Below are 13,703 nucleotides of genomic sequence, written 5' to 3' on the forward strand. Positions count from 1 at the left end.
GTGTGGATAGATTAAAGCGTGTTCGGTGTCATTCCCTATACTCTTATGTCATTCCCGCTTTCGCGGGAATGACATCGAAAATTCGAGCCATGCAACAAGGCTTCCGGCCGCTCGCAATGACGATTCCGGTAGCCATGTAACAACACCGGTCAAGCCACGGTATGACAATGTTACAAATACTTTTTTTCCAAATATTTTATATATATGTCGGGATTAATTTTTTCTTCGCCCGTGGCATCTTTTAATAAATCATTAGAATTTTTTAACGAACCGAAATTTCTAATATTACTATTTAAGAATTTATTTAAATTACTAAATTCGCCCTTTAAAATATCTTGCTTAATATTATCATGCGTTTCCTGTGCTTTTTTCATTAACATCGAAGCGATAATTGCCCCGTTAGTATAAGCAGGAAAATAACCGAAACTGCCGTTCGACCAATGTATATCTTGCAGGCAACCTTTACTAACCGTTTCCGGTTTAATATTTAAATATTCTTGCATTTTAGTATCCCAAAATTTAGGTAATTCATCAAGATTTAAATCACCTTCAATAAGCAATTCCTCAAGCTCAAATCTTAATATTACATGCATCGGGTAAGTGACTTCATCGGCATCGACTCTTATAAAATCCGGTTTAACCCTTGTTACTTTTTTATAAAGATTATCAGCGGAATATTCCGCGCCTTTAAAAGCGAATTCATCCCTTAAAATTTTAGCCAAAAATTCTATAAATTCTTTTGACCTTCCTACTTGCATTTCCATAAATAAAGATTGGCTTTCATGAAAAGCCATACCTTTTGCCGTTCCTACCGGTTGATTTTTATACAGACTCGGTAAATTCTGCTCATATAAACCATGTCCCGTTTCGTGGATAATCCCCATTAATCCGGAAATAAAATTATTCTCGTCATATCTAGTTGTTAGCCGCACATCATCCGAAGTGCCGCCGCAAAAAGGATGTAATGATTCATCAAGCCGCCCTTTAGTAAGGTCAAACTGCATTATTTCCATAATACGCTTTCCTATATTTTTTTGTATATCCGCGCTTACTTTATTACTGCTTACTATTATTTCTTCACTTTTCTGTTTTTCTAAGGCTTTGCCTATCAATTCCGGAATATTTTTCTTTAGTATCTTATAAACTTCTCTAATCTCTGCACTTTTCCTATTAGGATCAAACATATCAATTAGAGCATCATACACCCCGCAATTAAATGTGCTAGCCCGCGCTTTAGCTAGTTCCTTCGTATAATTAAGCACTTTTTGCAAATGCGGTTTAAACAGATTATAATCATTATTTGCTCGCGCTTTTCGCCAAACTAATTCACATTCGGTAGTAGCTGCAACAATTTTCTTCTGTAATTCATCATCAATGCAATTTGCATCTAATATATTCCTTTCCATCTCTCTAATATTGGCTATTTGCCAATTATTCAGCTCCTTTATTTCTTCTTTAGCTCTACCGACTAAGTCATTTAGCTCATTAGATTTTAACATCCCATGTACTAACGAAGTTAAAGTTACTATTTCATTAGTACGACTTTCTGCCGACCCGACAGTCATATTGGTCGATATATCCCAATAAAGTATATCAAGCGCATTATTAATATGCGAAATTTTTAAAAATTCATTTTCTAGTTTTGTATAATTATTCATAAATGATACTCTGTTAATTTGAAGCGTTATTCCGATATTATTACGTGAATATCGGAATTATCATTGCGAGAAGCTGTAAGCGTTGTTGCACGGCTACCGGAATCGTCATTGCGAGGAGGCAATGCTTCGCGTGGATGGTTAAAATCGCTTAAAATTGTCATACCGTGGTCAAGCCCACTACTGTACGAACGTTGAAAAAAGGCTGTGTCATGCCGTGACTTGATCACGGCATCCAGGAAAATAAAGCCATATTAGACTTATTTTAGAATCTTTTTATGATATTATAAGCTGGACTGAAGTGGTCGTAGCCACGGAATGACAGAATTTTTACCTCTTTATTTAAACGTTCGTACAGTAGTGGGTCAAGCCACGGCATGACACCGAACACTTTGCAAAAATTTGAGCCATGCAACAACGACCGTCCCTCTTCGCAATGACGTAGAGTTTTTGACCCGCGCAACAACGCCTCCACAATACCACTACTCAACAATATTTCTTACATTAATTCCTTCGCCGCCATCAAACTAGCATCCGTAATAGACTGTCCGGAGATCATGCGCGCCAGCTCTCTTTGTCTTTCTAAAATATTCAAAATTTTTACCGTAACTTCCGTCCTTTCTTCTAATTGTAATTTGTTAACCATAATATGATGATCGGCTTTACCGGCTATTTGCGGCTGATGAGTTATAACTATCACTTGCGCGATCGATCCCAAATTTTTTAGCCGTTCTCCGACTTTATCGGCAACTTCTCCGCCGATTCCTGCATCTATTTCATCAAATATAATAGTGGATTTTATTTGCTTATCAAATAAAGATGTTTTCAAAGCCAACATAAATCTTGATAATTCTCCGCCGGAAGCAATTTTATTAATCGGCGCAATACTCATCCCGGGATTAGTAGACGCCATAAAACTAATATTATCAAGCCCCGTAGCCGTCGGATCACTTTTGGTAGCTATATCTATCTTAAAAATTGCTTTTTTCATTTTAAGCTGCCCCAGCTCTTTTTGTACTATTTTTTCAAGACTTTCAGCAGCAAAGCGGCGTTTAGCCGATATATTTTGCGCTATATTATAATATTCTGCTTGCTTAGCAAACTGTTTTGTATTTAATTCTTCGGCACTTGCTACTTTATTTTTCAATATATTTAATTGTCCTAGTGATTTATCTAAAAATGCTCCTATTTCATCAGGACGAACATTATATTTGCGGGCAGCTGCCTTTATTAAAAATAATCTTTCTTCTATTTCGTCAAGATTATGTTCATTTTGATTAAAATTATCGGCAATGGCGGCTAATTTTTCCCTAGCTTCTTCTAAATTATTATAAGCCTCTTCTAAATCTGTTGCAATATTTACAAATTTTTCGTTTTGAGCAGTAGAGCGCGCAAGCAATCTCTCCGCCTTGTTAATTGCACCGTTTATTTCAGGATTATTAATTTGCTCGGAAATATCTTTAATTAACTGCAATTCTTTATCACGATTTTGTAAATTTTTCCTGATATTTACCAGCTTTTCTTCTTCGCCGATTATCACATCAAGCTTTGTTAATTCTTCAATTACAAAAGTTAAATAGTCGATTTCTTGATCTATAGAATTTTTTTCCGCGGTGATTTTAGCAATTTCTTTGAGGATATTTTGCCAATCATAAAAACATTTAGCAAGCTCTAAACGTGCTGCTAAAAGCCCGCCGTAATTATCTAAGATATCTAGATGGGTAGATAGGTCTAACAGAGAAGTATTATTATTTTGTCCGTGAAGCTCTAGTAAATGATCCGCTAATTGTTGCATAGTAGTTTTGTTAACTACTTGGTCATTAATGAAAAAAATTTTTCGATTATTCGGGGTTTGTGTGCATTTAATAAGTAGTATGTCATCATATTTAATAAATGCTTGTGTCAAAAAGTTTTTTACTTCTTCATTTAAAGAAAAAACTAAGTTAACAATAGCGTAATCTTTACCGTGCTTTATTACATTACCGGAAGAGTAACCCAAACAAAATAAAATAGCATCGAGTAAAATAGATTTACCTGCACCTGTTTCGCCGGTAATAACACATAAACCTTTTTTAAACTCAATATCTAGCTGGTCTATCAGAATAAAATTTTTAACTGAAAGACTATCCAGCATGATTTACCCGCCTAAAGAACCTTTAATTAATTTATAGGCGTAAGAATACCACTGACTATTCGGATAATTATATCCAAGTACCGAAGCATATTTTTTAGCTTCATCAGGTAATCCAAGCATTATATAACTTTCAACGAGGCGATAAAGCGCTTCCGCAGTATGAGACGTAGTTTGATAATTATCGACGACTTGCTGAAATCTATTAATCGCCGCTATCGGGTTTTTTTCATTTAGGTAATAACGCCCGACGGCTATTTCCTTGCCGGCTAAATGATCATTTACTAAATCAATTTTTAAAGACGCATCAATAGCATATTTGGTTTTAGGGAATTTTAAAATTACGTCCTCAAAACTTCTTTTAGCTAAGAAAGTTCTTGATTGATCAAGATTCACGTTCGAGATTAGCATATAATATGATAATGCCTTAAGGTAATAGGCATAAGCAATATCTTCGTTAGCCGGATGCAGAGTAATAAAAACATCCAGCACATCAATCGCTTCATCATATTGAGAAGCTAAAAACAAGGAATAGGCTTGCATTAACTCGGCCCTAGGAGTAAATTCGTTACCCGGATGCTGATAAAAAACCTTACCGAATTCCTCGGAAGCTTTTAGATATTTTTGTTTTTGCAATAAAGCAACACCGCCGTTGTAAAGCTCTTCGACCGGAGTTACTAAATCGTTATCCGTTTTTTTGCTTTTACAGCCACTTAAGGAAAAACCGATAATTAAAAGAATACTCAGTAATTTTATTAATTTCATAAGAAGTTTTAAGTTTATACTTTAATATTATCTATATACGAAATATAGAGGGTTACACAAGAACATTTTATTTAATTATTAACCTTTTGCCGATAATAATCCTACTATAAAATTTATTTGTCACCGGATAACGACTTAACTCTAAATTCGTTTAAAAAGCGGTGCCTCTGACCGGACTTGAACCAGCACGCCTTTAGGGCAGTAGATTTTGAGTCTACCGTGTCTACCGTTCCACCACAGAGGCATCTATCTCCCCCTCCTCGCAAAGCATTGTTACGTGGATACTAAAATCGTCATTGCGAAGAGGCATTGTTGCGTGGATCGAAATCCCCCATCATTGCGAGGAGGGACGTAGTCCCGACGTGGCAATCTAGCAAAAAATACTATGAAATTTATTATTTTCTAGATTGCCGCGCTCCTTTCAGTCGCTCGCAATGACGTTTGGGGTATCCACGCAACACCCCTCCTCGCAATGACGGTGTTTAAGCTATATTAAAATAACTACATCTTTTTCCCCTGTAAACAATTTTTAACATAAAATCAAATTAGGTTAATTATTACTTGAAAAAGAGACTTTGAAAGATTATAATATTGGAAATAATAACTTAATTTTTTAAGTAGGTTTGTTTATGTTAGATTACACGAAAACTTTTACGGTTTCATCAAAAAATAAGTCTTTCGATGAAGGGCTTAGAAAATACATGTTGAAAGTTTATAACTACATGGCTTTAGCACTTTTGTTAACAGGAGTAACGGCGATTGCTACCGTTTCATATGAGCCTCTTGCTAATTTGATGTTTCAAACCGGTTTCGGCACCGTCATAATGTTTGCCCCTTTAGGCATTGCTTTATACTTTTTTATGGGTTTCGGCAAGATGAGTCTGCAAACGGCGCAAACGCTGTTTTGGGTTTATGCCGCTCTAACTGGTATGTCACTTTCTTACTTAAGCCTTATATATACGGGCGAATCAATAGCGCGTACTTTCTTTATTTGCGCTTCCGTCTTTGGTGGAATGAGTCTATACGGTTACAATACGAATAAAGATTTAACATCGATCGGGTCTTTTTTCGCTATGGGACTTATAGGACTTATTCTTGTATCATTAGTGAATATGTTTTTGCAAAGCTCGGCAATAAGTTTTGCTACTTCTATCGTCGGAGTCGTGGTATTTATGGGATTAATTGCTTGGGATACGCAGAAAATTAAATCCATGTATTATACGGCCGGCAATGATGAACTTGGACAGAAACTATCCATTATGGCAGCGTTCAATCTCTATTTAGATTTTATTAATCTGTTCCTATATTTGCTTAGATTTTTAGGTAATAGAAGAAATTAGTAATATTGATGTTGTTACGTAATATAAAACATCTTCGGTGTCATTCCCGTGAAAACGGGGTGTTGTTGCATGGGATACCCAAGCCGTCATGGCGAGGCGCCTCTTGGCGCCGTGGCCATCCAGGAAAATACTTTTAAAGTCATCCTGAATTTATTTCAGTATCTATTGCATAAAGAGATGCTGAAACAAGTTCAGCATGACAAGAAAAAGTCTGGATTCCCGCCTTTAGCTAGAATGACACCCTTTTTATGGCAATTTCTAATCCATGCAACAACGCCGGCTTGACCCACTACTGTACGAACGTTTAAATAAAGAGGTAAAAATTCTGTCATTCCGTGGCTACGACCACGGAATCCAGCTTATAATATCATAAAAAAATTCTAAAATAAGTCTAATATGGCTTTATTTTTCTGGATGCCGTGATCAAGTCACGGCATGACACAGCCTTTTTTCAACGTTCGTACAATAGTGGGCTTGACCACGGTATGACATATACTTTACCTTCCCGTCAAATAATCCTTTAAATACCTACCGGTATGGCTCGCAGGGCAAGCAGCAACATCCTGCGGAGAGCCGCATATAACTATTTTGCCGCCTTTATCGCCGCCTTCAGGTCCTACGTCTATAATGTAATCCGCTGTTTTTATAACATCTAAATTATGCTCGATGACCAGCACGGTATTACCCATATCAACAAGTTTATGTAATACCTTTAATAATTTATTAATATCATCGACATGGAGACCGGTAGTCGGTTCATCGAGTATATAAAGAGTTTTGCCGGTTGAGCGCCTTGATAATTCTTTAGCAAGCTTAACTCGTTGCGCCTCTCCACCCGAAAGGGTAGTAGCGGATTGACCGATTTTTATATAACCGAGACCTACCTCATTTAAAGTTATAAGTTTTTCATAAATCAGCGGTATTTTATCAAAAAATTTCATTGCATCTTCTACCGTCATCATTAATATTTCGGCAATAGATTTTCCTTTATATTTTATTTCTAACGTTTCTCTATTATATCTATAACCATTACAAACGTCACATTTTACATAAACATCTGGTAAAAAATGCATTTCAATTTTAATTAATCCGTCACCCTGACATGATTCACATCTCCCCCCTTTGACATTAAAGGAAAATCTTCCGACTTTATAGCCTCTAGCTTTTGATTCGGGTAACTCTACAAACCAATCTCTAATATGAGTAAATGCTCCGGTATAAGTAGCAGGGTTAGACCTCGGCGTTCGACCGATCGGGGATTGATTAATGTCGATAATTTTATCAATATATTCAAGCCCCCTAAGTTCTCGGTATTTTCCTGAAAAGACTTTTGCAGTCGGCTCTAAATGCTTTAAGGCAGCTTTATATAATGTATGAATCATCAAGCTTGATTTGCCGCTTCCTGATACGCCCGTTATAACGGTAAACGTACCGAGCGGGATTTTTATATCGACATTATCTAAATTATTAGAAGTAGCCCCTATTAATTCTATAACTCTATTAGTGTGTCCGGGCCGCCTCTCGGTTGGTACTGCAATAGATTGTCGACCGCTTAAATAATGCCCCGTGATACTTTCTTCAAAATGTTTTATCTCCTCAGCAGTACCTTCGGCAATAACCCGCCCGCCGTGGATACCGGCTCCGGGTCCTATATCAATAATATGATCGGCTTCATACATTGTTTCTTCATCATGCTCAACTACTAAAACAGTGTTGCCGAGATCTCTAAGCCTTTTTAAGGTCTCAATTAATCTAGTATTATCTCGCTGATGTAAACCGATAGACGGCTCATCTAACACATATAAAACCCCGCTAAGACCCGAACCTATTTGCGAAGCAAGGCGGATACGTTGGCTTTCTCCGCCTGATAAAGTTCCTGATTCTCTGGCTAACGTCAAATAATCAAGCCCGACATTCATTAAAAATTTTAACCTCTCGTTAATTTCTTTTAATATTCGCTCGGCAATAAATAAGTGTTTTTTATTTAATTTTTCTTCTAGATGACTAAACCAGTCTTGCAATTGTGCGATACTAAGTGCTGCTACTTTACCGATATGAAGATCGGCTATTTTAATACATAACGATTCTTCTCTTAATCTATAACCTTGGCAAGCCGTACATTTATGTTCCGATTTAAATTTCGTTAATTCTTCTTTAATCAAAAGAGATTCTACCGTACGATCTTTTTCTTTCAAACTCGGTATTATTCCGGCAAAGGGTTGCTCTATTATTTGAGTTTTAGAACCGTCATGATATTCAAATTTTATTGCTTCTTCTTCCGAACCGTTAAATAAAATTTCTTTTACCTTATTCGATAAGCTCGAAAAAGGTACATTAATAGAAAATTTATAATGATCCGCTAATGCTTTTAACGTCTCAAAAATAAATTTGGAGGTGGTGCTTCCCCAAGGGATAATAGCGCCGTCTTTAATGGAAACTCGTGGGTCGGGAACAATTAAATCGCGGTCAAAGAAAAACTCTTTTCCTATCCCTTCGCATTTTTGACAAGCACCGAAAGGGCTATTAAACGAAAAGATTCTCGGCTCAATTTCCGTAAGCTGGAAACCTGATACCGGACAAGAATATTTTTCCGAAAAGGTAATACGTTGATTTTTCTCAAATTTTGTCTTCACTCCTACCGGTAATTCAACGATTTCTAAGTAAGTTATGCCTTCCGCCAACTTAAGAGAACTCTCTAAACTATCGGCTAACCTATTACCTAAATTATCCTCTAAAACTATTCTATCGACTATTACTTCTATATTATGTTTCTTATTTTTATCTAATTTCGGTAAATCATCGATCTCGCAAACTTCGCCGTTAACAATTAACTTTTGAAAACCTTGTTTTCTTAAATTGAGAATTTCACGTTTAAATTCTCCTTTATGCCCTCTAATAATCGGCGCTAATAAGTATAATTTCGTACCTTTAGGCAGTTCATTAATTATATCTACCATTTCGGAAACGGTTTGGCTATGGATAGGTAAGCCCGTGGTAGGGGAATAAGGAATTCCTACCCTTGCATATAATAATCTCAAATAATCATAAATTTCAGTTATAGTTCCGACGGTAGAACGAGGATTTTTAGATGTCGTTTTTTGATCGATTGCTATAGCAGGCGACAAACCTGAAATCGATTCGACATCGGGTTTATTCTGCAAATGCAAAAATTGTCTTGCATAAGAAGATAAGCTTTCGACATAGCGCCTTTGACCTTCGGCATAAATCGTATCAAATGCCAATGAAGATTTACCTGAACCGCTAAGGCCCGTAATAACGACAAATCGGTTTCTGGGGATATCGACACTTATATTTTTTAAGTTATGTTCTTTAGCCCCGCGGACCTTAATATATTCTTGAACCATACTTGAACCATATATTTACTGAAATTTTTTAAGATATTTTTTAAAAAACAGTAGTATTATAGGCTCTTTTATTTTATTATTGCAATAATAATATTTTTAATAGGTAGTGATCTATGGCTTGTAGCTTAAATAAAGTAATATTAATAGGTAATTTAGGACGTGATCCGGAAATTAGAACAACCGGCGAAGGGAAAGAAATAGCAAATTTTTCTATAGCGACAACCGAAAGTTGGAAAGATCGCAATACCGGTGAAAAAAAAGAAAGAACGGAATGGCATAGAGTCGTAATATTTAGCGAAGGGTTAGTATCAATTGTAAAAAGTTATGTAAAAAAAGGCGCTAAAATTTATCTGGAAGGTAGTTTGCAAACTAGAAAATGGAACGATAATTCAGGGCAAGAAAAATATACTACCGAAGTGGTGCTACAAAACTTTAATTCTCAATTGATATTATTAGATAGCAGAAATTCCGGCAATAATAGTTCAGACAATTACACGGAAGCAAAACAACCGGAACATAAAAATAATTCCTTTGATCATAGCGATCTGGATGATGAGATACCTTTTTAACTGTAGATCAGGTTAAGCATGCTCTATGTCATTCCTAGCTAAAGGCATTGCTGCGTGGACCGAAAAAAGCGTTCGATGTCATTCCTGCGAAAGCAGGAATCCAGGCTAAAAAGCCTTAGCTTGTAAGGCTTTTTACTATATAACTGTAAGTTATCGTTATATTTTTAGTTTAATTTTTCTGGATTCCTACTTTCGCAGGAATGACATCGAAGCCACGCAACAATTTAAAATAAAAAATTATGACTACCAACGCCATTAAGCTATTTTTTATATCCATTTTATTATTTGCCTGTACTCCGGACGTAGCTACCAGAACTAAAAATTCAGCAGCGCTGGCTACTCAAAATAATTTTCAACCTAAATACGTCAAAGGCGGCGATTTTATCCTTACGACTTATCAACGTATTACCGATAAAAATTTACCTTATGTATTTTATATTGAAGGCGACGGTCATATTTCTGAAAAATATGCTGTCACCTCGGATAATCCGACTCCTCTTAGCACGCTGTTATTACAACTTGCAATAATGGATAACAGACCTAACATTGTCTATATTGCAAGACCTTGTCAATATACACCTTTAGAGCTAAATCCTAAATGCAGCTCGAATACTTATTGGATCGAAAAAAGAATAGGGCGAGAAGTTGTAGATTCTATTAACGATGTAATAAATAACATAAATAACGGTCGGAAATTTAGCTTAATCGGTTTTTCAGGCGGTGGCGGAGTTGCTGTTACGGTTGCGGTAAAAAATAAAAATGTTAAGGATATAATAACTATCGCCGGTAATTTAGATACCGTTACATTTGATAATACTCATAACGGCAGAGGTTGTTTATCTCGTTCGTTGAATCCAATAGAATACGCCGTTCAAGTTAATAACATCCCGCAATTACACCTTTCGGGCGCAGAGGATAAAAGAGTGCCGCCCTTTATTGCACAACGCTATGTAGAGGCTAGTAATTCGCCTTGCGTTAAGCAGAAAATTATCCCAAATACTACTCATGTAAAAGGTTGAGAACAAATATGGCCTAGCCTATTAAAAATAGAGATTAACTGTAATTAGAATAACAAGATTTTGAATTTTAAAACGACTGACGGCAATATCCGCGTGGATATATCCGCACGTCATTAGTAAGAGGCATTGTTGCGTGGATAGTAAAAAGCAGCAGTATGTCATTCCCGCGCAGGGGCGTTGTTGCATGGCTACCAGAATCGTCATTGCGAGGAGGCATTTATGCCGACGTGGCAATCCAGTTAAACATATTTTTATACTAAACTTGTTTAGTATTCTAATTAAATCCCTCATTACATTCGGGATAGCCTGGATTGCCGCAGCCACTTCGTGGCTTCGCAATGACGGTGTTTTTTGTAACGATTTCGAGCCACGCAACAAGGTCCCGCGCAGGCGGGAATGACAGCGAAAATTCGAGCCATGCAACAACCCCTGCAGTGGCTCGCAATGACGACTTACGTTTTTACTCCTTAAACTAATGTCTATGCGGCACAGCTATGAATAACATCGTTACTTACAACTAAATTCAGAAAGCTTCAGACAAGATGAATTTAAAGACGAGTCTGCGCAAGCAGTCAAAAATACGTGAGTACAGGCGAGTTCTGGAAAATTCGCTTGTCTGAAGCTTTCTGAATGACGCTGTATTTGATCTTCCGAACCCTAATCATCCCATAACTGCAGATTCTTCAAAAAATACTCCACAATCCCCTACTATATCCGTATCAGGACCGTTGGGATATAATTCTGAGTATTGATAATCAATTTTGCTTACGAAGTAATTTAAAGCACACGATTCATGCAATGGTTCTAAGCTAGAACGCAAGATATAGATAGGAGCGTTAGAGTCTTCTTGTGCTTTATTAATTAAATTATAATCATACCTTCCGCCACCGAGAAGTTTATTTTCTTCACAATCTATATCCCTATTAAACTGCACACTAGTAATATTACTCTTATTATCGGGAGTGCTAGCAATAATTGCCGTATGGCTTTTATAAAGGTAAATATCACCGGTTTGAATTAATTTTAATTGTTCATCGCTTATATTTTTACCCTCTAAAAGAGTAACCGGCTTATAGTTATATTCATTTCCCGTATTCAAGTAAGCTTTTCTAATTTCCGTAGTATTTATGCCTGTTATTTGCTTAATAGTAAGACCGGTTGCTTTACCTACACTACTAGAACAATCTTCAGGACCAAATAATAATTGTTCATTAAAATAACGATGACCCCCAAATTGATAATCTCCGAAAAGTGTTATGCTTTCCTCGGTAGCAAAAGGATATGATAATATTATATCCTTTATATCCTCCGATAGTTGATAATTAGAATTATAAAAAGGGTAAAATGTAGCAGCCCCAGGTATAGTATTTGCTTCTATCCCATAACTAGCGGCAATACTAGCAAGCAAGATTGAACTGACTGAAGGGTTTTCGTTACCCCAATATGCAACGCTGCTAGGCGACTGTAATGTCGGTAATTCATTAAACGATGAATCATTAGTTAATTTATGATAAAACTCGCCTTTCTCTATTTGCCCGATTACATCCTCTTCCTGGCTTTCAACCCATTTCTTAGCCATATCCAATTGTAAAGAAGTTTTATTAAATTTTATAGGATAGCCGATATTATTTACGTCCTGAGCTTTTAGGAAGTCGTTTAGTAAGTTACTAGTATTTAAAAAATCTTTTAATTTTTCAGAAATTTCTTGTACTAATTTCTCACCGGAAATATCTTTCCTATCTTCCCAACACTCAACTATATTTTTTTGTAATCTATCCTGTACATCCTTGGTGGCTAATTGTTTTGCTCTAATTTGAGCTAACATGTGAGCTACTGATTTTGAATTAATATAAAACATAACTTATCCTCCAATTATAAAATTTAAGGCTTAAATTATTACTGAAAATAAATATTTAAGCAATATTTATTTCTATAAACTTAAATTTTATTAATAAATTAAGAGGGGTATGTAAGTATAACTTGAATGGGGCTTATGTCGCGCTTATGTGTATGTAATAAGAGATAAGAAGTAATACTCAAAGACGCGTAATTCCGGTAAGGCGCATGGGCGCCGACTTAAGAGATCGTCATTGCGAGGAGGGACGTAGTCCATAAGTGTTGAAAGTGAAATGAGAAGCATAAAATATTCTTTATATAAAGCAAAAATTGCTACCAATAGTGTTATATTGCCGTAGTTATTTCTTGCTTTAGTAGTAAGATTTTAATTAAATTATATTCACTTTCAACAGTTATGGGACGAAGTCCCGACGTGGCAAGCCAGGAAAAAATTAGTACAAAATGCTATGAAATTTATTATTTTCCGGATTGCCGCACTCCTTCCGGTTACGGCTTTGTTGCATGGATGGTTAAAATCGCTTAAAACTTGTCATACCGTGGCTTGACCCACTACTGTACGAACGTTTAAATAAAGAGGTAAAAATTCTGTCATTCCGTGGCTACGACCACTTCAGTCCAGCTTATAATATCATAAAAAGATTCTAAAATAAGTCTAATATGGCTTTATTTTCCTGGATGCCGTGATCAAGTCACGGCATGACACAGCCTTTTTTCAACGTTCGTACACTAGTGGGCTTGACCACGGTATCCAGAAAAAATTAAAAAGCCTGACTGGATGCCGTGGGAGGGGCCTCGGCATGACATCGCGGTACTTTTAAAGAATACCCAAAATATAGCAATTTTCGATCCATGCAACAACGCCGAGCAACGGCGGGAATGACATAGAGCATGCTTAGCCTATCACACAACAACATCTGTGCAGGTAACATCTAGCACTAGAACTCACTATTTCTCTTTTTTCTTTGTAGAAAATATAGCCATAATAGCCCTATCGGTGCAATA

General features: G+C 36.4%; 16 protein-coding genes and 1 tRNA gene. 8 read left to right on the forward strand and 9 right to left on the reverse strand.

Translation table 11 applies throughout. From position 1 onward, the window contains the following. Window positions 1-25 precede the first annotated feature (25 nt). Window positions 26-217, forward strand: a complete 192-nt coding sequence (locus tag AAHM91_RS02800; RefSeq protein WP_341793118.1) for a hypothetical protein — start codon at window positions 26-28, stop codon at window positions 215-217. Here the strand turns inward: AAHM91_RS02800 and AAHM91_RS02805 are convergent. The 6 genes from AAHM91_RS02805 to AAHM91_RS02830 form a co-directional block, all read right to left on the reverse strand. Beyond that, window positions 171-1,658, reverse strand: a complete 1,488-nt coding sequence (locus AAHM91_RS02805; RefSeq protein ID WP_342269791.1) for a carboxypeptidase M32 — start codon at window positions 1,656-1,658, stop codon at window positions 171-173. The two genes, AAHM91_RS02800 and AAHM91_RS02805, sit on opposite strands and share 47 nt — an antisense overlap. Before the next feature lie 26 nt (window positions 1,659-1,684). After that, window positions 1,685-1,885, reverse strand: coding sequence for a hypothetical protein (locus AAHM91_RS02810; RefSeq protein ID WP_342269792.1), 201 nt, complete (start codon window positions 1,883-1,885; stop codon window positions 1,685-1,687). A gap of 35 nt (window positions 1,886-1,920) precedes the next feature. After that, the gene (locus AAHM91_RS02815) at window positions 1,921-2,148 is read right to left on the reverse strand and encodes a hypothetical protein (RefSeq protein ID WP_342269793.1); all 228 of its coding nucleotides are present in this window, start codon (window positions 2,146-2,148) and stop codon (window positions 1,921-1,923) included. Between the two features lie 6 nt (window positions 2,149-2,154). Then, window positions 2,155-3,789: a DNA repair protein RecN gene (gene recN, locus AAHM91_RS02820; protein WP_342269794.1), complete on the reverse strand. Its 1,635-nt coding sequence runs from the start codon at window positions 3,787-3,789 to the stop codon at window positions 2,155-2,157. Window positions 3,790-3,792: 3 nt separating this feature from the next. Continuing rightward, complete coding sequence (locus AAHM91_RS02825) at window positions 3,793-4,551, reverse strand: outer membrane protein assembly factor BamD (RefSeq protein ID WP_253308458.1); 759 nt, start codon at window positions 4,549-4,551, stop codon at window positions 3,793-3,795. Window positions 4,552-4,713: 162 nt separating this feature from the next. After that, window positions 4,714-4,795 (reverse strand) — tRNA-Leu (locus tag AAHM91_RS02830). 68 nt (window positions 4,796-4,863) lie between these two features. Here AAHM91_RS02830 and AAHM91_RS02835 point away from each other — a divergent pair. From AAHM91_RS02835 to AAHM91_RS02845, 3 genes are all read left to right on the forward strand, one after another. After that, the gene (locus AAHM91_RS02835) at window positions 4,864-4,989 is read left to right on the forward strand and encodes a hypothetical protein (RefSeq protein WP_342269795.1); all 126 of its coding nucleotides are present in this window, start codon (window positions 4,864-4,866) and stop codon (window positions 4,987-4,989) included. Window positions 4,990-5,180: 191 nt separating this feature from the next. Then, entirely contained in the window at window positions 5,181-5,891 is a 711-nt protein-coding gene (locus tag AAHM91_RS02840) for a Bax inhibitor-1/YccA family protein (protein WP_253308457.1), read from the forward strand. 69 nt (window positions 5,892-5,960) lie between these two features. Beyond that, window positions 5,961-6,176 (forward strand): hypothetical protein, encoded by a 216-nt coding sequence (locus AAHM91_RS02845; protein ID WP_342269796.1) that lies wholly within the window; start codon window positions 5,961-5,963, stop codon window positions 6,174-6,176. A 212-nt stretch (window positions 6,177-6,388) separates the two neighbouring features. On the opposite strand, the gene uvrA is transcribed toward AAHM91_RS02845, so the two are convergent. Continuing rightward, window positions 6,389-9,256, reverse strand: coding sequence for an excinuclease ABC subunit UvrA (gene uvrA, locus AAHM91_RS02850; protein ID WP_341793125.1), 2,868 nt, complete (start codon window positions 9,254-9,256; stop codon window positions 6,389-6,391). A gap of 113 nt (window positions 9,257-9,369) precedes the next feature. Between uvrA and ssb the strand changes: the two genes are divergently transcribed. Next, window positions 9,370-9,825 (forward strand): single-stranded DNA-binding protein, encoded by a 456-nt coding sequence (gene ssb / locus AAHM91_RS02855; protein ID WP_342269797.1) that lies wholly within the window; start codon window positions 9,370-9,372, stop codon window positions 9,823-9,825. A 239-nt stretch (window positions 9,826-10,064) separates the two neighbouring features. After that, window positions 10,065-10,844, forward strand: a complete 780-nt coding sequence (locus AAHM91_RS02860) for an alpha/beta hydrolase family protein (RefSeq protein WP_342269798.1) — start codon at window positions 10,065-10,067, stop codon at window positions 10,842-10,844. Window positions 10,845-10,865: 21 nt separating this feature from the next. Here AAHM91_RS02860 and AAHM91_RS02865 read toward each other — a convergent pair whose 3' ends face one another. Continuing rightward, window positions 10,866-11,267 carry a protein kinase family protein gene (locus tag AAHM91_RS02865; protein ID WP_342269799.1) on the reverse strand — a complete coding sequence of 134 codons (402 nt, stop codon included), beginning with the start codon at window positions 11,265-11,267 and terminating at the stop codon, window positions 10,866-10,868. Between the two features lie 238 nt (window positions 11,268-11,505). After that, window positions 11,506-12,702, reverse strand: coding sequence for an RP439 family protein (locus AAHM91_RS02875; protein ID WP_342269800.1), 1,197 nt, complete (start codon window positions 12,700-12,702; stop codon window positions 11,506-11,508). Window positions 12,703-13,095: 393 nt separating this feature from the next. Here AAHM91_RS02875 and AAHM91_RS02880 point away from each other — a divergent pair, with 393 nt between their 5' ends. After that, window positions 13,096-13,224, forward strand: a complete 129-nt coding sequence (locus AAHM91_RS02880; protein ID WP_342269801.1) for a hypothetical protein — start codon at window positions 13,096-13,098, stop codon at window positions 13,222-13,224. Between the two features lie 157 nt (window positions 13,225-13,381). Continuing rightward, window positions 13,382-13,519 (forward strand): hypothetical protein, encoded by a 138-nt coding sequence (locus tag AAHM91_RS02885; protein ID WP_342269802.1) that lies wholly within the window; start codon window positions 13,382-13,384, stop codon window positions 13,517-13,519. The last annotated feature ends 184 nt before the right edge of the window (window positions 13,520-13,703 follow it).

It is taken from the genome of Rickettsia endosymbiont of Orchestes rusci (genome assembly GCF_964030945.1).
GTDB lineage: Bacteria > Pseudomonadota > Alphaproteobacteria > Rickettsiales > Rickettsiaceae > Rickettsia.